This window comes from Microbacterium sp. MMO-35 (genome assembly GCF_037147555.1).
Taxonomy (GTDB): domain Bacteria; phylum Actinomycetota; class Actinomycetes; order Actinomycetales; family Microbacteriaceae; genus Microbacterium.
This window is the reverse complement of the sequence record NZ_JBBCVH010000005.1, coordinates 223,599-243,725: the sequence shown is the minus strand read 5'-3', so window position 1 is coordinate 243,725 and position 20,127 is coordinate 223,599. Positions and strand designations below refer to the sequence as shown.

General features: G+C 69.1%; 20 protein-coding genes. 7 read left to right on the top strand and 13 right to left on the bottom strand.

From position 1 onward, the window contains the following. Positions 1-78: 78 nt before the first annotated feature. Complete coding sequence (locus WFJ01_RS12670; protein ID WP_336629221.1) at positions 79-831, top strand: N-acyl homoserine lactonase family protein; 753 nt, start codon at positions 79-81, stop codon at positions 829-831. A 75-nt stretch (positions 832-906) separates the two neighbouring features. Here the strand turns inward: WFJ01_RS12670 and WFJ01_RS12665 are convergent, their stop codons facing one another. The 12 genes from WFJ01_RS12665 to WFJ01_RS12610 form a co-directional block, all read right to left on the bottom strand. Then, a complete protein-coding gene (locus WFJ01_RS12665; protein WP_251447621.1) occupies positions 907-1,830 on the bottom strand; it encodes a phosphotriesterase family protein in 924 nt (307 codons plus the stop codon). Between the two features lie 95 nt (positions 1,831-1,925). Further along, positions 1,926-3,182, bottom strand: a complete 1,257-nt coding sequence (locus WFJ01_RS12660) for an aspartate aminotransferase family protein (RefSeq protein ID WP_336629220.1) — start codon at positions 3,180-3,182, stop codon at positions 1,926-1,928. Between the two features lie 45 nt (positions 3,183-3,227). Then, on the bottom strand, positions 3,228-4,640 hold the full coding sequence (locus tag WFJ01_RS12655) for a 3-oxoacid CoA-transferase (RefSeq protein ID WP_336629219.1): 1,413 nt from the start codon (positions 4,638-4,640) through the stop codon (positions 3,228-3,230). 15 nt (positions 4,641-4,655) lie between these two features. After that, on the bottom strand, positions 4,656-5,084 hold the full coding sequence (locus WFJ01_RS12650) for a Zn-ribbon domain-containing OB-fold protein (RefSeq protein ID WP_336629218.1): 429 nt from the start codon (positions 5,082-5,084) through the stop codon (positions 4,656-4,658). After that, positions 5,081-6,256, bottom strand: coding sequence for a thiolase domain-containing protein (locus tag WFJ01_RS12645; protein ID WP_295034175.1), 1,176 nt, complete (start codon positions 6,254-6,256; stop codon positions 5,081-5,083). Before WFJ01_RS12645 ends, WFJ01_RS12650 begins: the two co-directional genes overlap by 4 nt. 37 nt (positions 6,257-6,293) lie before the next feature. Beyond that, on the bottom strand, positions 6,294-6,989 hold the full coding sequence (locus WFJ01_RS12640) for a hypothetical protein (protein WP_336629217.1): 696 nt from the start codon (positions 6,987-6,989) through the stop codon (positions 6,294-6,296). A 20-nt stretch (positions 6,990-7,009) separates the two neighbouring features. Beyond that, positions 7,010-8,560, bottom strand: a complete 1,551-nt coding sequence (locus WFJ01_RS12635; protein ID WP_336629216.1) for an ABC transporter substrate-binding protein — start codon at positions 8,558-8,560, stop codon at positions 7,010-7,012. A 49-nt stretch (positions 8,561-8,609) separates the two neighbouring features. Further along, positions 8,610-9,401: an alpha/beta hydrolase gene (locus WFJ01_RS12630; protein ID WP_336629215.1), complete on the bottom strand. Its 792-nt coding sequence runs from the start codon at positions 9,399-9,401 to the stop codon at positions 8,610-8,612. Between the two features lie 10 nt (positions 9,402-9,411). Next, positions 9,412-10,992, bottom strand: a complete 1,581-nt coding sequence (locus tag WFJ01_RS12625) for an ABC transporter substrate-binding protein (protein WP_336629214.1) — start codon at positions 10,990-10,992, stop codon at positions 9,412-9,414. Positions 10,993-11,037: 45 nt separating this feature from the next. Beyond that, positions 11,038-11,874 (bottom strand): ABC transporter ATP-binding protein, encoded by an 837-nt coding sequence (locus tag WFJ01_RS12620; RefSeq protein WP_336629213.1) that lies wholly within the window; start codon positions 11,872-11,874, stop codon positions 11,038-11,040. Then, complete coding sequence (locus WFJ01_RS12615) at positions 11,867-13,915, bottom strand: dipeptide/oligopeptide/nickel ABC transporter permease/ATP-binding protein (RefSeq protein ID WP_336629212.1); 2,049 nt, start codon at positions 13,913-13,915, stop codon at positions 11,867-11,869. Before WFJ01_RS12615 ends, WFJ01_RS12620 begins: the two co-directional genes overlap by 8 nt. After that, complete coding sequence (locus tag WFJ01_RS12610) at positions 13,912-14,868, bottom strand: ABC transporter permease (protein ID WP_251447653.1); 957 nt, start codon at positions 14,866-14,868, stop codon at positions 13,912-13,914. The genes WFJ01_RS12615 and WFJ01_RS12610 overlap by 4 nt, the downstream gene beginning before the upstream one ends. Positions 14,869-15,349: 481 nt before the next feature. Here WFJ01_RS12610 and WFJ01_RS12605 point away from each other — a divergent pair, with 481 nt between their 5' ends. The 6 genes from WFJ01_RS12605 (at position 15,350) to WFJ01_RS12580 (ending at position 19,504) form a co-directional block, all read left to right on the top strand. Continuing rightward, positions 15,350-15,991: a GntR family transcriptional regulator gene (locus WFJ01_RS12605; RefSeq protein ID WP_251447656.1), complete on the top strand. Its 642-nt coding sequence runs from the start codon at positions 15,350-15,352 to the stop codon at positions 15,989-15,991. Positions 15,992-16,122: 131 nt separating this feature from the next. Then, positions 16,123-17,151, top strand: coding sequence for an alpha/beta fold hydrolase (locus tag WFJ01_RS12600; protein WP_336629211.1), 1,029 nt, complete (start codon positions 16,123-16,125; stop codon positions 17,149-17,151). 45 nt (positions 17,152-17,196) lie between these two features. Then, a complete protein-coding gene (locus tag WFJ01_RS12595) occupies positions 17,197-17,718 on the top strand; it encodes an adenine phosphoribosyltransferase (RefSeq protein WP_251447662.1) in 522 nt (173 codons plus the stop codon). Positions 17,719-17,813: 95 nt separating this feature from the next. Next, on the top strand, positions 17,814-18,077 hold the full coding sequence (purS, locus tag WFJ01_RS12590; RefSeq protein WP_251447665.1) for a phosphoribosylformylglycinamidine synthase subunit PurS: 264 nt from the start codon (positions 17,814-17,816) through the stop codon (positions 18,075-18,077). Further along, a complete protein-coding gene (gene purQ, locus WFJ01_RS12585) occupies positions 18,074-18,781 on the top strand; it encodes a phosphoribosylformylglycinamidine synthase subunit PurQ (RefSeq protein ID WP_336629210.1) in 708 nt (235 codons plus the stop codon). Before purS ends, purQ begins: the two co-directional genes overlap by 4 nt. 135 nt (positions 18,782-18,916) lie before the next feature. After that, positions 18,917-19,504, top strand: a complete 588-nt coding sequence (locus tag WFJ01_RS12580) for a dihydrofolate reductase family protein (protein ID WP_251447671.1) — start codon at positions 18,917-18,919, stop codon at positions 19,502-19,504. Positions 19,505-19,509: 5 nt separating this feature from the next. On the opposite strand, the gene WFJ01_RS12575 is transcribed toward WFJ01_RS12580, so the two are convergent. Beyond that, complete coding sequence (locus WFJ01_RS12575; protein WP_251447674.1) at positions 19,510-19,938, bottom strand: DUF1761 domain-containing protein; 429 nt, start codon at positions 19,936-19,938, stop codon at positions 19,510-19,512. Positions 19,939-20,127: the final 189 nt, after the last annotated feature.

Genomic DNA, 20,127 nt, shown 5'->3' with positions numbered 1-20,127 from the left:
GCCGGGGCTGGATCCGCGACGGATCCGGCTTCGGCGCGCATCGGCGACACAGCGACGAATCCCGAGAGGATGGGAGCCATGAGCCTCGAGATCCATCCGGTGTGCGTGGGGCGTATCAACGGCCTGCACATGCCCTCCGTCACCTACCTGCGCGGGTGGGGTGAGCGCTTCGACACCGTGTTCATCATGTTCGCGATCACCGGCGGGGCATCGCCGATCATCGTCGACACCGGACCGCCCGATGCCGACACCGTCAAACGACTGCACGGCCACGATCTGATCCGTGCCGTCGACGAGCATCCGGCCGCCGCCCTCGAGAAGCTCGGCATCGATCCCGCGGAGGTGCGCACGGTCATCAACACCCATCTGCACTGGGACCACTCGTCGAACAACGACCTGTTCCCGAACGCGGAGGTGATCGTGCAGCGCAGCGAGGTCGACTACGCGATCGATCCCGTCGAGTGGCACAACGTGATGTTCGAGCACCTTCCCGGCGTGCAGTCCCCGTGGCGCCGCGCCGAGGACCGGATCCGCACGGTCGAGGGCGACACCGAGATCGCCGAGGGCGTCTCCGTCATCGCGCTCCCGGGACACACCCCCGGCTCGCAGGGCGTGCTGGTGCAGGGCGCCGACCGCCGCTACCTGCTCGCCGGCGACACCGTGAACGCCTACGTCAACTGGGAGGGCGATGCGACCGCCTCCCACATCCCGTCCGGCCTCTACACGAGCATCACCGACTACGCCGCGAGCTTCGCGACGATCGACTCCCTCGACTGCGAGGTGATCCCGAGCCATGATCGCGCCGTGCTCGATCACGGACCGTTCCTCTGATCCGCAGCCCCGCGCAAAGGCTGAGGGCCGGAATGCTCTGCATTCCGGCCCTCAGCCGTTGCGTACCCGTCCCGTCTATGCGCCGACGAGCAGCCTGCGCGGGTTGTCGACGACGATCCGCTCGACGATCTCCGCGTCGACACCGGCCGCGATGAGCTCGCCGCGCATCTCGCGCAGCACATAGGAGTACCCGGGGCCGCCGCGGCGCTCCCGATCGGTGATCCAGCAGACGTCGTGCGAGAGCAGGAGCTTGTCGGCGAGCCCGCGGCGCACCATCTCGACGGTGTTGCGCACGCGCTCCTCCTGCTGGGGGATGTCGAGCGGGCCGTTGCGGTCGTACATCACGAAGGCGCCGCGCCGGGCCAGGACCTCGTGGTAGTCGACGTCGTCGAGTCCGTCGCAGTGGCTCACGGCGACGCGGCGCAGATCGACGCCCTCCTCCTCGAGCACATCGAGCTGCCACAGCCCGACCTTCGAGCGCGTGCCGTGCAGGATGATTCCGAGACCGGTCCTGCGGTGCGCACGGGCGCTCGCCCGCAGAGCCCGCTCCTCGACGGCGGAGAGCCACTCGCGATCGGCGCCGATCTCTCCGATGACACCGGGGCGGATGCCGTCGGTGCCGTTCTCGATGTCGTCGACGAGCCGCTCCGTGAGGACGGCCACGCTGAGCTTGTTGAAGTCCTCCTCGTAGAAGGGCTCGCGATACCAGCCGGATCCCATCACGATGTGCACGTCCGACTCGACGGAAGCCTGCAGCAGCTTGTGCGGGTCGCGCCCGAGGCCGCCGCTCGTGCAGTCGACGATCGTGGCGCCGCCCGCCGCCTTGTAGGAGCGCAGGTCGTTGACGGCCTCGTAGAGGTCCATCATGAACGACGCCTTCTGCCGGTTCACCCGGTACATGTCCGAGACGATGTGCTCATGCGGCATCGTCGGCCCGAGGGCGCGCGCGGACACGGGGCCCCGCACCGTCTGCACGGTCTGTCCGGCCTGTGAGGTCATCGTCTGCTCGCTCTCCCGGGGCGCATCCCCGCTCCGCTGCGTCGTCGCGGGATCCCGCCGATCCCGGCGACTGCTCCGATCATGCCCGGCACGGCTCAACCCGCGACGGCGGCGTGCAGCGCCTCGCCGAAGATCTGCACCGCACGATCGACATCCTCCGCCTCGACCACGAGCGGCGGGACGATGCGCATCGTGTCGCGGTCGATGCCGCAGGTGAGGATGAGCAGCCCTCGCGCATACGCCTCCTTCTGCACCCGCGCCGCGAGCGCCGTTCCGACCGATCCGTCGGCATGGCGCAGTTCGACTCCCACCATGAGGCCCAGTCCGCGCACCTCGTGCACCTCCGCCACGCCCTCCGAGACGGCGCGCAGCCCGTCGATCAGCCGTTGGCCCTGCACCGCGGCGTTGTCGACGAGCTCCTCCTGCTCGTACACGTCGAGCGTGGCGAGGGCTGCAGCAGCGGTGACGACGTGGCCGGAGAACGTGCCTCCCATGGATCCCGCCCAGGCCTTGTCCATGAGCTCCTTCGACGCGGCGAGCGCCGAGATCGGCAGGCCGGACGCCATCCCCTTCCCCATCACGATCATGTCGGGGCGCGCATCGAAGTGCTCGAACGCCCAGAAGCGTCCCGTGCGTCCCCAGCCGGCCTGGATCTCGTCGAAGATCAGCAGGATCCCATGGGCGTCCGCACGCTCTCGCAGCCCGTCGAAGAACCGCTTCGTGCCCGGAACGTAGCCGCCCTCGCCCTGAATCGCTTCCACGAGGAAGGCAGCGGTATCCTGCGGGATCGAGATCGTGGCGAGGATGCGGTCGAGCTGCTCGAGCGCGTGATCGGTCGCGTCGCCCTGGACCGACCGCAGACGCGCCGGCGCCGGGTAGGGTGCGAACACCACGCCGGCCATGAGCGGACTGATGCCTGCACGCACTTTCGCCGTCGACGACGTGAGCGAGGCCGCTCCCATCGTGCGCCCGTGGAACCCGCCCTCGAAGGCGATGATGTTGGGGCGTCCGGTCGCCTGTCGCGCCAGGCGCACCGCCGTCTCGACCGCCTCGGCACCGATGTTGCCGAACCACATCCGGTCGATGCCCTCGGGCAGATACGGTCCGAAGCGCTCCAGGAAATCGAGCGTCGGACGGTTCAGCCCGAGGCTCGAGGCGGGGAGCAGGATCTTCGCCACCTGGTCCTGGATGGCCTGCACCACGTGGGGATGGCTGTGCCCGGTGCTCGTCACCGCGATTCCTGCGGCGAAGTCCAACAGCTCGGTGCCGTCCTCGAGGTGCAACCGCACCCCGGAACCTCGATCGATCACACCGCCGGTGAACTGGGCCAGATTCTCTGCGAGTCGCAGCATGTCTTCTCTCTTCTCGGGTCTTGCGTTCTTCTGCGTCCGGTCGCGTCAATCGCGTGCGAATGCGCCCTCGCGGGCCGTGAACTCGGGGGAGGCGACGAGCGGGAAGTCGGTGAGCTCGGCGATCTCGTTGAAGCTGAAGCCGTCTGCGATGCGCTCCACGACGAACCGCTCGCCGTTCCAGCGGAAGACCGCCAGGTCCGTCACCACGATGTCCACGCACGCAGGTCCGGTGAGGGGGTAGTCGCACTCGGCGACGAGTTTGTGCGCGCCGTTCTTCGCGGTGTGCGTCATCATCACCATGACGGTTCCACCGCCGGCGACGAGATCCATCGCGCCCCCGATGCCGCCGCCGACCATCGCCGGCTGGCTCCAGTTCGCCAGGTTCGCGTGCGCGTCGACCTGGAATCCCCCCAGAACGACCGCGTCCACGTGGCCGCCGCGCACCATCTCGAACGCGGTGACGCTCTCGAAATAGGATCCGCCGGGACGCAGACGCACGTATTCCCCGCCGGCGTTGTAGAGCGCGGGGTCGTAGTCCTCCTCCGCGGCGGCCTCTCCGTAGCCGAGGACGCCGTTCTCGCCGTGCAGGGTGACATCCCGCCCGGCGATGTGGTTCGACACGAGCGTGGGCATGCCGACCCCGAGGTTGACGTAGCTGCCCTCTGGGATGAGGCCGGCGGTGATCTTCGCCATCTCGCCGCGGGTCCAGCCTCTCTTGCCGTTGTACTCCTGCGCCGCGTCGCTCCCTGCACCGGGTCGGGCCGCCCAGAACCGCGGCTTGACGTCGGCCGTCTGCAGCACGACCCGGTCGACGAAGATGCCGGGCAGGTCGATCGACTCCGGCGGCAGCGCACCCTCGACGATCTCATCGACCTCGGCGATCGCGATCTGCGCGCCTTTCGCGAAACTCGGCATGAAGTTGCGTCCGACGCCGGCGAAGTCCAGGTTGCCGAAGCGGTCGGCCCGGCGCGCCCGGATCAGGGCGTAGTCGACCGGAAGCGCCTTCTCCAGTACATAGTCGACGCCGTCGATCGTGCGCACCTCCTTGCCCTCGGCGACCACCGTGCCGACGCCGGTGCGGGTGAAGACGGCGCCGATGCCTGCGCCTGCCGCACGCAGCCGCTCGACAAGGGTGCCCTGCGGCACGAGCTCGACCTCGATGTCACCGGCGGCGATCTGCTGCTCGGCGGGCGAGCGGTCGCCGCTGGCCCGAGCCGAGAACGAGACGATCAAGCGCTTGACCTGATGGTTCTCGATGAGGGTCATCGACCGGTAGGGTCCCTCTCCCAGAGAGTTCGCGACGATGCACAGCTCCTTCGCCCCCTGGGCGCGCAGCGCGACGGTGAGGCTGGAAGGGAAGCTCTGCGTGAGCCCGAAGCCCGCGACCGCGATGGTCGCGCCATCCGGAACATCTGCGACCGCGGCCTCGGGGGAAGGGAAGATCTTGTCGTTCGGCATGATGGTGCTCTCTCTTCAGCGCGTGCGCGCGGGACGGAATCGCGGGACGACGTGCCCGTCTCCGGCGTGGAAGACCACTTCGACCGGATCGTCGATGCGGATGTCGTCGACCTCGCAGTCGACGATGTTCGTCATGATGGTCGGCCCCTCCTCGAGGGTCACGTAGGCGACGAGGTACGGTGCCGCCTCGCGCCAGGGGCCGTAAGCGCGGCGGATCACGGTGAAGCTGTAGACCGTGCCGCGGCCGGAGCCCGTCTCCCACACAGTGCGATCGCTGTGGCAGAACGGGCAGATCGGGCGCGGGTACCAGTGCGCCTCGCCGCACTCCTCGCAGCGCTTGATGAGGAACCGGCCCTCCGCGGCGGCCGTCCAGAACTCGGCGGTGTCCGGGTTCGGGGCCGGTGCCGGCACAGGCAACGTGGCGTCCGTGATGATCTCGCTCATGCGTCTTCCCTTCCGAGGATCATGGTGGCGCTGCGCATCCGGGTGCCGAGGAAGCCGCCGTTGCCGTGCACGAGGGCGAGCCCGGCATCGTGCAGCTGCACGCCTTCGTTCGCCTCGCCGCGCAGCTGGCGCACCGCCTCGATGAGCTTCGTCACGCCTCCGCGCCCACCGGGGTGGTTGTTGGCGAGCCCGCCGCCATCGGTGTTGACCGGAAGCCGGCCGAACGGCGCGACGAGCGCGCCATCCATCACGAAGCGCCCGCCCTGACCGCGCTCGCAGAAACCGAGGTCCTCGAGCATCTGGATCACGGTGAAGGTGAAGCTGTCGTAGATCGACGCGTAGTCGATGTCCTGCGGAGTGAGCCCGGCCTGCTCGAAGGCGCGCGCGCCGGACCAGATCGCCGACGAATAGGTGAGATCGACCTTCCCGCCGTTGACGATCTTGCCCGCCTCGCCGTGACCGAGCACGCGCACCGCGCGGCGCCCGAGGCCGAGGTCGCGGGCGATCTCCGCCGTCGTGACCACGATCGCTCCGCCGCCGTCCGTGACGACGCAGCAGTCGTCGCGGTGCAGCGGGTCCGCCAGCATCGGCGAGTTCAGGACGTCGTCGACGGTGACCCGCTTCTTCAGGAAGGCGTTCGGGTTGAAGGAGGCGTGGATGGAGGCGGCGACCTTGACCTCGGCGAGCTGGGCGCTGGTCGTGCCGAACTCGTGCATGTGCCGTTTGGCAGCGAGGGCGTAATTGCCCACCGGGCCGTTCCACCCCGCCATTCTGTCCTCGAAGCCGTCCTCGGGGACGGTGAGGCCTCCGCCGCCGGACTGCTCGCCGGTGCGGGACTTCCCGGCGAGGGTGACGAGCGCCACGCGGCAATCGCCCGCGGCGATCGCGGCCAGCGCGTGCGCGACGTGATAGATCGGCGCGGATCCGCCCGTCTCGGTCGAGTCCATGTAGCGCAGGTTGCGCAGCCCCATGTAGTCGGCCATGGAGATCCAGCCGTTCCCCGGCGCGTCGTTCCCGCAGAAATAGCCGTCCACATCGTCGAGCGTGAGCCCGGCATCGGCGAGGGCGCCCAGCGCCACCTCCGTGTGGATCTGCGCCAGCGACTTGTCCGGCAGCTCTCGGCCCGGGTGCTCGTATGCACCCACGATGCGGATCGAATCCCACCGTCCCATTCGTGTTCCTCTCCTTCTTCGCTTGTCGTCGTTCTCGTCAGGGGCGCGTGGCGACCGGATCGGCCGGCACATCCGTCCCCGCCAGGACCTCGTAGACGATCGCGTGGCGCCCCAGCTCCGCCCCCGCGAGGTCCGTGGCGGCGGCGATGCTGTCCGCCTCGAGCAGATCCATCACCCGGGGCGACGACGTGCCCTCTGCGTTCAGGTCGTGGATCAGCTGGTACCGACCCGCCCGCGGGATCCCTCCGCCACAGCGAAGAGCCTCCAGGGACGGCGGATCCTCGTCCGTCCCCCATGCGATCAGCACGAGCGCCGCCGATCGGCGCTTGCCGCTCCCGGCCGCCGGCGCGTCCCCGGCTGCCGCCACCCGGCGATACAGGCCCCGCCCCCGTCCGCGCAGGGCATGCGGGAACAGCGGAGGCAGTGCGCTGAAGAGCGGCGCCGGTCCGGATGCGTTGCGCGCGGCGTAGGCCTGGATCCCCGCTTCACCGTGGACTCCGTAGAGCGCCGTCCACCGTGCGGCCGCGTACCCGGTGCCCGTGGCGGGCGAGACACGCCCGCCACGGACCGCGGTGACGAACCCGGGGTTCTCCCGCAGGACCTCGCCGATGTGCACGTCGCTGTAGAACGCGTCGAGCCTCTCGAACTCGTCCGAGCCTTCCTCCACAGAGGCATCGGTCCACAGCGCGTAGAGATGATCTCCGCCGATCGTGGCCGCCGAGGTCCTGGTCATGATCCGTCAGCTCCTCGTCGTCACTTCCGATGCCAGAGCATGATGGAGGTCAGCGACGGCGGATTGATCACGATGCCCGCCATGTCCTGCTTCGCGAACCAGAGGTTCTTCGGCATGACCCCCGTGATCAGCAGGGCGTTCTCCACGACGTATCGGTTGACGTCCTGCCATGCCTTGGCGTTCTCCGGGGTGTCCGCCGTCTCGTGCTGGGCCACGTCGATCAGGCGGTACAACTCCGTGTAGTCGGAGTTGGCCAGCCAGGAGCTGTTCGGATCCAGGATCGCGGTCACCGTCGGGCCGACGGGGGCGAGGATCGCCGAGAACGCGTTGACCGGCCATACCTGCGCCTCGAGCTTGGTGCCCCACATGCTCGGGTCGAGCACGAGCGGCTGCATCGTGACGCCGATCTTGGCCCACTCCGCCTGCAGCACCTGAGCGATCTCCTTGTTGCCCTCGACCGGGCCGACGAGCATCTCGCCCACGTCGAAGCCGTCCGGGTAGCCCGCTTCGGCCAGCAGCTGCTTCGCCTTTGCCGGGTCGTAGGGGTACCGCTCGACGAGATCGGGAGCGTAGCCCTCCGAGCCCTCGATGAACAGTTGCTGGTTGTAGACCACGTTGTCGCCGAAGATGCCTGCACCGGCCTTGTGCCAATCGACCGCATACATGAGCGCTTGGCGCACCCGCAGGTCCTTGAGCGCGGGCACGATCTCGCCCTTCAGATCCCCGAAGACGATCGGACGGGCGGATCCCGGACCCTCCACCACCTGCAGGCCGGCGTCCTTGGCCGACTTGACCTGACGCAGGGACCCGGCCGCCACGTCGATCTGTCCGGTGCGCAGGGCAGCGAGACGGGTCTGCTCCTGGGGCATGACCTTGAGCACGATCTTGTCCCAGCGCACCTCCGCCTTGTCGTAGTAGTTGGGGTTGGGCGTGTAGACGTAGGTCGAGTTGGTGACCGTGCTCTTCGTGTCGAGGATGTAAGGGCCGGCACCGGCGGTCTCGAGCTTGAGCTTGTCCGGGTCCTTGAGCGCGGCGGGGTTGGTGATCCAGCCCAGCGAGGTGAAAGCAGTCGTGAACGCCCAGGGCAGGCTCGGGCGCGGCTTGTCCGCTTGCAGGTGCACCACGACCTCGTGCTCCGTCGGCGTCTCGAACGTCGCCCCACCCAGCCAGTACTGCGAGTACGCCGTCTGCAGCGCGTACTGCCAGTACGCGATCACGCCCGCGGCGGTCACCGGCGACCCGTCGCTGAACTTCGCATCGTCGCGCAGCTCCAGCTTCAGCGTGGTGTTGGTGTCGTCCAGCCACTCCCACTTCGTGGCGAGACTCGGGGCGAGCTTGCCCTTCGCATCGATCTCGATGAGCGGCTGATAGGCCGGGGCGAGGAAGTTGTTGGTCAGGCCGGCACGGGACAGGCTTCCGGCGTCGAAGCTCGCCGGCGCTCGGGTGAGGCCGACGGTGAGCGTTCCGCCCTTGCCGCCGCCCGCGGAGGAGTCGGCTTTGCCGCCGCCTCCGCCGCCGCAGCCGGTCAGAGCCAGTGCACCGGCCAGCACGGTCGCGACAAGCGCAGCCACCGCTTTTGTTCTCGTGAATCGCATGTGTTTCTCCTGAAGTCCGCTTTCATCACTGAAGGGAACCGAGCGACTCGACACCGAGCCGCTCGAAACGGGGCGAGGGATTCGCGCCGAGATGGCGGGCGAAGAAGCGCAGGGCGCTCTCCGTCTCATGAGCGGGCACGTCGAGGTGGCCGCCCGCATTCGCGTGCAGTGCCTTCTCGTCCGAACCCAGGTCGTCGTACAGGGTGAGAGCCGCATCGCGTGGCACGAGCTCGTCGTCCCACTGCAGCCGGAACTCGACGGGTATCCGCACCCGCGTCGCGCTCTCGTCCACCGAGTCGCGACGCAGCAGCCCCAGCACGGCGGCGGTCACGCGGTCGTCGGCAGCGAGGAAGGGGATCCCGATGAGGCTTCCGAGCGCGACGCCGAGAAATCCCACCGGCCCCGCCGCATCCACCTCGTCGAGCTGCTGCAGCGCGTCGAGCGTCGCATGCCATTCCGCGACTCCCTGAGGCGCGATCTCGGCGTGGAACAGATCTGCGGCCGTCCCCATGTCGCCGACCGCGGCGCGCACGGCCATGTCGTCGATGAGCTCCCAGTGCCGTGAGGTGCGATGCCGCCCGCCGTGACACGGCGCGTCGATCGCCACCACCGTGTACCCGGCACGTGCGTAGGCGTGTCCGAGTGCGATGACGTCCGGCTTGGTCCGGTTCTGCCGCTCCGCATGGCCGATCAGCAGCAGCGGGGCGGCGCCGATCGCGTCGTCCGCGGTCCACAGCGCGCCGGTGGCCTCGCCGACGACGATCTGTCGTTCCCGGATTCCGCCGGTGACGGATTCGGAGAGGGTCTGCATGGTCATGTGCTGTCCGTCACTTCCGGTACCAGAGCATGATCGAGCTCATCGAGGGGGCGTTCATCACGATCCCGCCGATGTCCTTCTTCGCGAAGATCGACGTCGTCGGCATGACGCCGGCGAGATAGAGCACGTTCTCCGCGGCGTAGCGGGCGACGTCCTGCCATGCCTTGCGGCTCGCCTCCGTGTCCGCGGGTGTCCGCTGGGCGGTGTCGATGAGTGCGTAGAGGCCGCTGTAGTCGGACTGCGACAGCCAGGTGCTGTTCGAGTCGAGCAGCGCAGAGATCGTCGGTCCCACCGGCGCCGAGATCGACGAGTACACGTTCAACGGCCAGGCGTGCGCGTTGATCTGCGTGCTCCAGGCTGCCGGGTCGAGCACCAGCGGCTGCACCGTGACGCCGATCTTCGCCCATTGCGCCTGCAAGACCTGGGCCAGGTCGGCGTTGCCCGGGACCGGCCCGACGATCATCTGGCCCGCATCGAACCCGTCCGGATAGCCCGCCTCGGCGAGCAGCCGCTCCGCCTTCTTCGGATCGTACGGGTGCAGGTCCACCAGATCGGGCAGATAGCCCTCGGACCCCTCGGCGAAGATCTGCTGGTTGTAGATCACGTCGTCGCCGAAGATCCCCGCACCGATCGACTTCCAGTCCACCGCATACGCGAGCGCCTGCCGCACCCGCAGATCGGCGAGCGCCGGAACGGTCTTCCCTTCCAGATCGCCGAAGATGATCGGTTTGCCGCCCCCGGCTCCGAGGACGACCTGCAGCCCGGCATCGCGAGCCGCCTTGACCTGACGCTGCGCTCCGGCGGCCACGTCCACCTGTCCGGTGCGCAAGGCAGCGAGACGGGTCTGCTCCTGAGGCATGACCTTGAGCACGATCTTGTCCCACTTGACGAGGGCCTTGTCGTAGAAGTACGGGTTGGGCGTGTAGACGTAGGTCGAGTTGGTGACCGTGCTCTTCGTGTCCAGGACGTAAGGCCCCGCACCGGCGGCCTCGAGCTTGAGCTTGTCCGGGTCCTTGAGCGCGGCGGGGTTGGTGATCCAGCCCAGCGACGAGAACGAGGTCGTGAACGCCCAGGGCAGATTCGGGCGCGGCTTGTCCGCTTGCAGATGCACCACGACCTCGTGCTCCGTCGGCGTCTCGAACGTCGCCCCACCCAGCCAGTACTGCGAGTACGCCGTCTGCAGCGCGTACTGCCAATAGGCGATCACGCCCGCGGCGGTCACCGGCGACCCGTCGCTGAACTTCGCATCGTCGCGCAGCTCCAGCTTCAGCACCGTGTTGGTGTCGTCCAGCCACTCCCACTTCGTGGCGAGACTCGGGGCGAGCCTGCCCTTCTCATCGATCTCGATGAGCGGCTGATAGACCGGGGCGAGGAAGTCGTTCGACAGGCCGGAACGGGCGATGCTTCCGGCATCGAAGCTCGCCGGCGCCCGGGTCAGGGCGACGGTGAGCGTTCCGCCTCTCCCGCTCTTGCTCGATCCGGTCGCCGTCCCGGACGAACCGGAACTGCAGCCTGCGGCAGTGATCACGAGGGCGCCGGCGAGCAGCGCCGCTCCCAGGGCTCGCACGAGCCGGAGTCGCGGGAAACGCATAAGTACCTCTCAGGGGGGATGGATCGGCCGTGGGAACGGGCGCCCTCACACGGCGTTCGCGGCGCGCTGACGGAGGCTCTCGGCCCGATCGGGAATGGCGGCGATGAGTTTTCGGGTGTACTCGTGCTGAGGATCGGCGAACACCTTTTCGGTGCTCCCCTGCTCCACGATTCGTCCCCGGTAGAGGACGTAGACGCGATCGCACATGAGCCGCACGACGTTCATGTCGTGCGAGATGAACAGGTAGGCGAGCTCCCGCTCCCGCTGCTTCGCGGTGAGGAGGTTCAGCACCTGTCCGCATACCGAGGCGTCCAGAGAGCTGACCGGCTCGTCGCACACGATGAGCGCGGGGTCGGAGATGAGGCTGCGGGCGATCGCGACGCGTTGCAGCTGGCCGCCGGAGAGTTCGCGCGGGTATCGGCGCGCATACGACGGATCCAGGCCCACACCGGCGAGCGCCGCGCTCACGAGTCCGTCGCGCCCCGGCTTCGCGCCTCCGCCGGCCGCCGTCAACGGCTCGAGGAGGCTCCAGGCGATCGGCTTGAACGGATTGAACGCCCGATACGGGTTCTGCAGCACGACCTGCACGGGCCCAGGCTCGTGCGACCGGCGTCCGCGCAGGGCGACGTCCTCGCCGAGCACCTGCACGGACCCCTCCGCCGGCGGCTGGAGACCCAGCACCGCGTTGCCGATCGTGGATTTGCCCGACCCGGACTCGCCGACCAGACCGACCGTCTCGCCCGGAGCGATGTCCAGTGTGATCCCCTGCACCGCCCGGAACGTGCGCCCGAAGCCCTGACGGTAGTCGATCGCCAGATCCTCGATACGGAGGACGTTCCGCCGGGTGGGGGAAGCCGTCCCCTCGACGGTGTTCTCAGCCACGATCGGCCTCCTCTGCGTTCGGGTCGTCGCCGATGACGGACACGGGCCGTGCGATCGTCCGCACCGCGCCGACGAGGGCTGCGGCTTCGGAGGCGACCTCGCGCACGGTGATGCAGCGTGCGATGACGGCGCCGTCCCGGCGTACGGCTCGTGCGCCGGGTTCGGCGCAGGCCGCCGTGGCCAGCCCGCAGCGCGCACGGAAGCGGCAGCCGTCGGGCCACGTTCCCGGATGTGGCACGGTGCCCTCGATGAGCGGGAACGGCTCACCGCGCTCGACCCCGTGCAGACCGCAGTCGAGCAGGCGGCGCGTATACGGATGACGGGGACGGGTGACGACGTCCAGGGTCGGGCCGTGCTCGACCACGTCGCCCGCATACAGCACGAGCAGCTTGTCGCAGAGCGCCGGCACGATGTTCAGGTCGTGCGTGATGAGGATGAGGCTCAACCCCTTCTCGCGCTTGATCTGCTCGAGCAGCTGCAGGATGCCGTGCTGCACGGTCACATCGAGGGAGGTTGTCGGCTCGTCGGCGATGAGCACGTCGGGGTCGCCGGCCAGTGCCAGCGCGATGCACACCCTCTGCGCCATCCCGCCCGAGAGCTCATGGGGGTAGCGCGACATCACGCGCTCCGGCTCATGCAGCTGCACGGAGCGCAGCAGCTCGATCGCTCGCTCGCGCGCGGCCGACTTGGACAGATCGCTGTGACGACGGATCGTCTCGATCATCTGGTTGGACACTCTGTAGCAGGGATCCAGGCCCACCATCGGGTCCTGCGAGACGTAGCCGATCCGGCGGCCCCGCAGCTGCTGCATGCGGGACTTGCTCGCCGTCGTCAGGTCCTCGCCGTCGAAGACGACCTCTCCGCGATCCACGGTGATGTTGGCGGGCAGCAGCCCGAGCAGGGCCAGGGTGGTCACCGATTTCCCGCAACCGGACTCTCCGACGATGCCGATCGACTCGCCGGGCTGCAACTCGAAGCCGAGATCGGTGACGAGCGGCGCCGCAGGCTCCGTTCCGCTCGCGGCGCGGCTCAGCCCGAGGCCGCGAACACGCAGCAGCGCGGTCGGGGACGGAGCGACCACGATCGACTCCTCGGCGTCGACCGATCCGACGCTCACCTCGAGCGATTCGCCTCGCCTCGAACGCCGGCGCGGTGTCGTCGCCGCGGCCACGATGTCCCGCGCAGCGTCTCCGATCGTGATGAAGCAGACGACGAGCGATCCGATCGCGACCGCCGGCGGCACCATCATCCACGCGGCCTCCGAGATGACCATCTGGGCGTCCTGCAGCATCCCGCCCCAGCTGGCCTGCGGCGGCAGGACACCGAAGTTCAGGAAGGCGAGGCCGCTCTGGATGATCAGCGCGAAGGCCGCCATGAGGCTCAGATTGACCACCACCGGCGGAAGTGCCGTCGGCAGGATGTGGCGCAGCATGATCAGGCCCTTGCGCACGCGCGACACCTCGGCGAAGCGCACGTAGAGCTCCTGCGACGCCTGCAGGCTCATCGCCCGCGCGATCCGGAACAGCGACGGCGAGAAGAGCAGACCGAGCGTGATCATGGCCGCAGTACGCGCGGAGGGGTCGATGGCGAACAGCAGCAACAGGATGATGAGGCTCGGCAGCGCGAGGATGATGTCTGCCAGCCGCGAACTGACCGCATCGAAGGCGCCTTTGAGGTACCCCGCCGCGATCCCCGTGGGGAGTCCGACGAGCACCGCGACGAGGGTCACCTGCACGATGCCGACGAAGGCGTCGGTGCCGCCGTAGAGCAGCCGGCTGAGGATGTCGCGCCCGAGCGGATCCGTGCCGAGCCAGTGCGCGGCGGAGGGGCCGGCGAGCACGTTGCCCAGGTCCTGATCGTTGTACCCGTAGGGGGCGATCACCGGAGCGAGCAGGCACAGGATCGCCAGCAGCAGGACCCAGCAGGCGGCGACGATTCCGGCGGGATGCTCGCCGATGCGCTCGAGGAGCGCAGGGCGGCGATAGGGCACCTTGAGCGCGGCGGTGGTGGGGCGCGGCGGCGCAGGGCGTGCGGTGGTCATCGACCGCCTCCTCGGAGTCGGGGATCCAGAAGCGCGTAGGAGGCGTCCGTGACGAAGTTGATGATGACGACGCCGAGGGTGAAGTACAGGGCGCAGCCGAGCGTGACCGGCAGGTCGTGCTGAGTGACGCCCTCGAACAGCGCCAGCCCGACACCCGGCAACGCGAAGATCTGCTCGACGAGCACGGTCCCCCCGATCAGGGTGATCGCATTGAGTCCGATCGCCGTCACCACGGGGATGAGCGAGTTCCGCAGCGCGTGCTTGAACAACACGCTCCCGGGGTGCAGGCCGCGCCCCTGCAGACTCCGGATGAAGGGCGCGGACAGGGTCGACTTCATCTGGTCGCGCGTGAGCTTGGCGATGCTCGTGATCATCGCTGTCGCGATCGCCGCAACCGGCAGCACGAGGGACCGCAGCCACTGCCCCGGATCCTCCGAGGGCTGCACGTATCCCGACGCAGGGAACCAGCCGAGGTTCACTGCGAAGACGTTGATGAGCAGCAGGCCGAGGACGAAACTCGGCACGGCGATGCCTGCCACCGAGAGTGCGTTTGACCATGCCTCCCCGGATCCCTTGCGCACACCGCTGGCGACGCCCAGACCGAGCCCGACGACGATCGCGACTGCGAGGGCGAGGGCGGCGAGGCCGAGGGTCACGGGCACCCGCTGCTCCAGGACCACGCTCACCTTCTGCCCCGTCAGGTAGGAGGTGCCCAGGGATCCGTGAAGCAGGTCTCGGAACCACTCGAAGTAGCGCACCGGCAAGGGGCGGTTCAGGCCGTACTGCTCTTCGACACGCTGGATCTCCGCCGGTGTCGCGGCCTCTCCGAGGATCTGCTGGGCGACGTTCCCGGGGGTGAGCACCTGCAGCACGAAAGCGATGCTCGGCACCACGATGATCAGCACGATCGACATCAGGATGCGGTTGCCGAAGAAGATCACGAGCCTAGGCATGGACGTCGGCCCCCGTCTGCGCGATCGACGCGAATCCTCGCGCCGGCCGCCGATGGCCGTGGTGTGAAAGCCGCATCGCTCCCTCATTCGTTCCGTGATTCGGAAGACGCCGACCGGGCGGGACGTTGTGCCCCTCTGAGGGTCTCCGGGTCATGGATCCGGGTACCTGGCGCCGTTTGTCGTACCGCGACCGTGGCGTCAGAAGGCGTCTCGGCGTCGGTATGGGGCCACTGTACGTTATGAATGCAATAGCACGCAACTGTATCCAATGGGATATTTACCCTGCCGCTCTCCCTAGGCAACCCCACGACAAGGCACTTCCCGTTGATCGGAGCGCGGAACCACCGCCACCACACTCCGCCGTGGACAGCCGTGCTCGCTTGTATGCAATAGGACCGGCGCGATATCGTTCTCTGACGCCCGACGGGGGTCCGGTAACGGAAAGGGCGCGCATCGCGCGCGCCGGAGTGGGAGGAATACCGTGACGGTGTCCGCGTACGACGGGATCCGGGAGCTGATCCTCACCAACGCCCTGCCCGCGAACGAGCCGCTCGTAGAGACCGCCCTCGCCGAGCAGTTCGGAGTGAGCCGCACGCCGATCCGCGACGCCCTGCGTCGACTCGAGCAGGACGGCCTCGTCGAGCGCTTCGGCCGGGGTGTCCGGGTGCGCGAACTGAGCCCCGAGGAGATCCTCGAGATCTACGAAGTGCGCGAGACCCTGGAGGCGGCAGCCGCCCGTGCGGCGGCCAACCGGCGCACCGAACTGGACCTGTCCCGCCTCGCAGCGATCCACGAAGAGATGCTCGCCCTGGGCGAGAACCTCGACGAGCGAGTCGCCCTGAACAACCGCTTCCACGAGACACTGTGGCAGGCCAGCCACAACAGCACGCTCCAGGAGTCGATCGGGCGACTCATCATGCGGCTTCGCCGGCATCCGCACACCACCCTCGAGTACCCCGGGCGGTGGGAACGAGTGCTCACCGAGCACCAGGAGATGCTCGACGCGATCCGCGACCGGGAGGCGGATCGCGCCGCCGAGATCGCCACGGTGCACATGAGTGCCGCTCGGGACGTGCGGCTGCGCATCTACGCGACCAATCCTGACGGCCTCCGCGGACAATGACCCGCTGACATCGCCCCGTCGCGGACCGAGGAGCACCGTGCCCTCGGTCCGCCTTCTTGCTTTTCATTGTATACATCTGTAGCCTGTCGCGTACGTCAGTACTCGAATCAATGACGACACGAGGAGCGCTCATGACGACGACCAGACCCATCCCCCACGACGACCCGATCACCCCCCGCTCCGGCATGCCGCGCCGGAGCGCGCTGCGCACCCTCGCGGGCGGCGCCGGCGCCCTCGCCCTGGGAGCCGCCGGCGCGATGATCTCCGCCCCCTCGGCCCGTGCCGTCGGAGGGAGGGTCGCCGCTGCGCCGGACGGCGGCCGCGGCCATGGACGCATCACGCGCTACGACGCTCAGACGACATGGAGGCCGATGCCGGAGGACGCCGCCGCGCAGCGCGATGTGCAGATCCGTCCCGGTGTGCGGCTGCGGGTGTGGGACACCGGAGGGCGCGGACCCGTGATCGTGCTGCTGCACCCGTACAGCGGCAGTGGCGAGGTGTTCGGCTATCAGCACGCCGCCTTCGCCCGGGCCGGCTATCGATCGATCTCCTTCTCCCGACGAGGATTCTTCGGCTCGGACGCCGGCCCCTCCGACGACACCGGCACGGTCGCCGGAGACCTGCAGCTGCTGGCCGACGCGCTCGACCTGAGGCGCTTCCACCTCGTCGGCACCGCCGCCGGCGGCTTCGGCGTCTTCGACTACGCCCTGTCCCATCCGGAGCGCCTGCGCAGCGCCGCCGTCGCATCGACCCTCGCCGGCATCTCCGAGCCGGACTGGACCGCGGTCACCACCGCCCTCCTGCCTGCGCAATGGAACTCGCTGCCCGGGGCCTTCCAGGAGCTCGGCCCTTCGTATCGCGCCGCGAACCCGGACGGCGTCGCGCAGTGGCAGCACTATGAAGAGCGCTCCAAGCCAGCAAACGTGGTGCAGGCAGCGGGCCGGACCATCACCTGGGCGGCGGTCGAGAGCATCACGACGCCTCTCCTCGTCCTGAGCGGAGACGCCGATCTGTACATGCCGCCATCGCGCATGCGGACGATCCTCGAGCACGTCCGCGACGGCGAGGGCGCGCTGATCAGCGAAGCAGGGCATGATCCCTTCTTCGAGCAGCCCGATGCGTTCAACACGGCGATCCTTAGTTTCATCCGCCGACGCTGAGGGTCACCGGAAGGCCATCCCAGCTGTGCCGCGTACCCTGGTCCGGTGACCTCCTCGCCCGCGCTCGCCCGCGCCGAATCGCTCATCCGGTCCATCCCGGACTACCCCGAACCCGGCATCCTGTTCCGCGACATCACGCCGCTGCTCGCGGACCGCGAGGCGCTGCACGCGACAACGGACGCCCTCGTGGCCCCGTTCCTCGGGTCCTTCGACGTCGTGGCCGGGATCGAGGCGCGCGGGTTCATCCTCGCCGGAGCGGCCGCGATCGCCGCCGGCACCGGGTTCGTGCCGATCCGCAAGGCCGGTAAGCTGCCGCTGCCCGCGGCCTCCGTCGACTACGCGCTCGAGTACGGCACCGCCACGATCGAGATGCACGACGACCTGGCCGCCGGATCCCGGATCCTGCTCATCGACGACGTGCTCGCGACCGGCGGCACCCTCGCGGCCGGCCGGCGCATCGTCGAGGAGCTCGGCTACACGGTCGCGGGGATCTCGGTGCTCTTCGAGATCGACGGGCTCGGCGGCCGCGACGTGGTGGGCGACGTGCACACCGTGTTCCGCAGCTGAACGCACCCCGGACCCCCCGCCGACGCCCGGCAGGACGGCCCGCGCCCGGGCGGTAGACTGGTGTCGCCCCCGCCCGCGACTTCCTGGAGCCACGCATGCCCACCATCGTCGTCGACGTCATGCCCAAGTCCGAACTGCTCGACCCGCAGGGCAAGGCCGTCTCCGGGGCGTTCGCCCGCACGGGCGTGACCGCGTTCAGCGACGTCCGCATCGGCAAGCGCTTCGAGCTCACCGTCGACGGCGAGGTCACCGACGCCGTGCTCGCCGAGGCCCGCCGCGTCGCCGAAGAGGTGCTCTCCAACTCGGTGATCGAGGACGTCGTCGCCGTCTCCGTGAGCGGCGCCGAGGCCGCCGAATGACCGTTCGGATCGGGGTCGTCACCTTCCCCGGTTCCCTCGACGACCGCGACGCCCAGCGCGCGGTGCGCATCGCCGGCGCCGAGCCGGTCGCGCTCTGGCACGGCGCGCACGACCTCGACGGGGTCGACGCCGTGATCCTGCCGGGCGGCTTCAGCTACGGCGACTACCTGCGCTCGGGCGCGATCGCCGCACTCTCGCCGATCATGACCGAGGTCAAGGACGCTGCCGCGAAGGGCATGCCCATCCTCGGGATCTGCAACGGCTTCCAGATGCTCGTCGAGGCGCACCTGCTGCCCGGCGGCCTGATCCGCAACGATCACCAGCACTTCGTGCGCCGCGACCAGAAGCTCACGGTCACCAACGCCGACACCGCCTGGACCCGCGACTTCTCCGCCGGCCAGGAGATCATCATCCCGCTGAAGAACGCCGAGGGCGGGTACGTCGCCTCCGAGGAGACGCTCGACCGCATCGAGGGCGAGGGCCTCGTCGCCTTCCGCTACACGGGTGTGAACCCGAACGGATCCCTCCGCGACATCGCCGGCCTCACCAATCCCGCCGGCAACGTGGTGGGCCTCATGCCGCACCCCGAGCACGCCACCGAGCCCGGCTTCGGCCCCGACACGGCCGCCGCCATGCGCAGCGGCGTCGACGGCCTGCCGTTCTTCACGAGCGCGATCGCCGCGGTCGCGCGCGCCGCCGCCTGAGTCACCCCGCTTTCGAGTCGTCCCCCTCAGCACGACCCCCGGGTCGTGCTGAGGGGGACGACTCCGTTCCGGGGCGTTGCACCGCGCGACACCCCGGTCTAGCGTCGGAACCGTCCCCGACGATGGGAGGACCGCATGGGCCGGTTCGTGTACTGGATGAACGTGTCGCTGGATCTGCGGATCGAGGCCGCTCCCGGCGAGGACGGTGGCGGCGACTGGATGCGGATCGGCGAGCCGCTGCACCGCGAGTTCAATCGACGTGCCGCCGAACTGGCGCTCCTGGTGCAGGGCCGGCGCGTGTTCGAGATCATGGAGGACTACTGGCCCGCGGCCCGCGATGACCGGTCCCTGCCGGCGTTCATGCAGGAGTACGGCGCGATCTGGACCGACAAGCCGAAGATCCTCGTCTCGCGCACCCGCCACGAGGCCCCGTACAACACCCGGGTGATCGGCGACGATGCGGTCGCCCGGCTGGCCGACGTGCGCGCCGAGACGGACGGGGACATCGGCGTCGGCGGAGCGACGCTCGCCACCGCCCTGCTCGACGCCGGGCTGCTCGACGAGCTGCTGCTGTTCACGCACCCGGCGATCCTGGGATCCGGCCGGCCGCTGTTCGACGATCCGCGTCCGGGCGAGACCCGGGATCCGGTGATCGTCGACCTGCTCGAGCAGGCCTCCTACGACGAGGGCGTCACCCTGCACCGCTACGCCGTGCGGCGCTGAACGGGTCAGCCGAGCGCGGGCGGCCAGACCCCGATGAGCACGGCCATCACCACGACCGTGACGAGTTCGTGCGCGATGTTCAGCACGGTCAGCGAGCTGGGACGCCCCTCGAAGGCGTCGTGCGTGATGAACCGCGCGGCCGTGAACCCCATCCACAGCGTGATCGAGGTGACCAGCGCCGAGACGAAGAAGGATCCGCCGTAGAAGTGCCAGGCGATCGCCGTCGCCCCCGCGAGCACCCACGCGGTGACGAAGCTCACGACCACCGTCGCGATGATGGCCAGGACGGGGTTGCCCTTGGGGTTGTCGAGGTCGATCCCTGCGAGGCGGGCCCAGCGCGTGCCGAACACACCGCGGGCGTACCAGACGGATCCGACGAGCATGCTCGACGCGGTCGCGAGCAGGACGGCCCAGTAGTTGATCTCGGGAATCATCGCGACGCTCCTTCGGGACGGGATCCGGACGGTGGATCCGGTGCGCTCAGGGTATCGCCGCGCACGTCCCTTCCGGGGACGACGGGCGCCGGTCCTCGGTATCCAGAAGGCCCCGGCCGTTGTGCAGGACCGCCCCGCCGTTGTGCAGGACCCGCGGGCTGAATCCTGGCGATTCCCGGCCCCGAACGC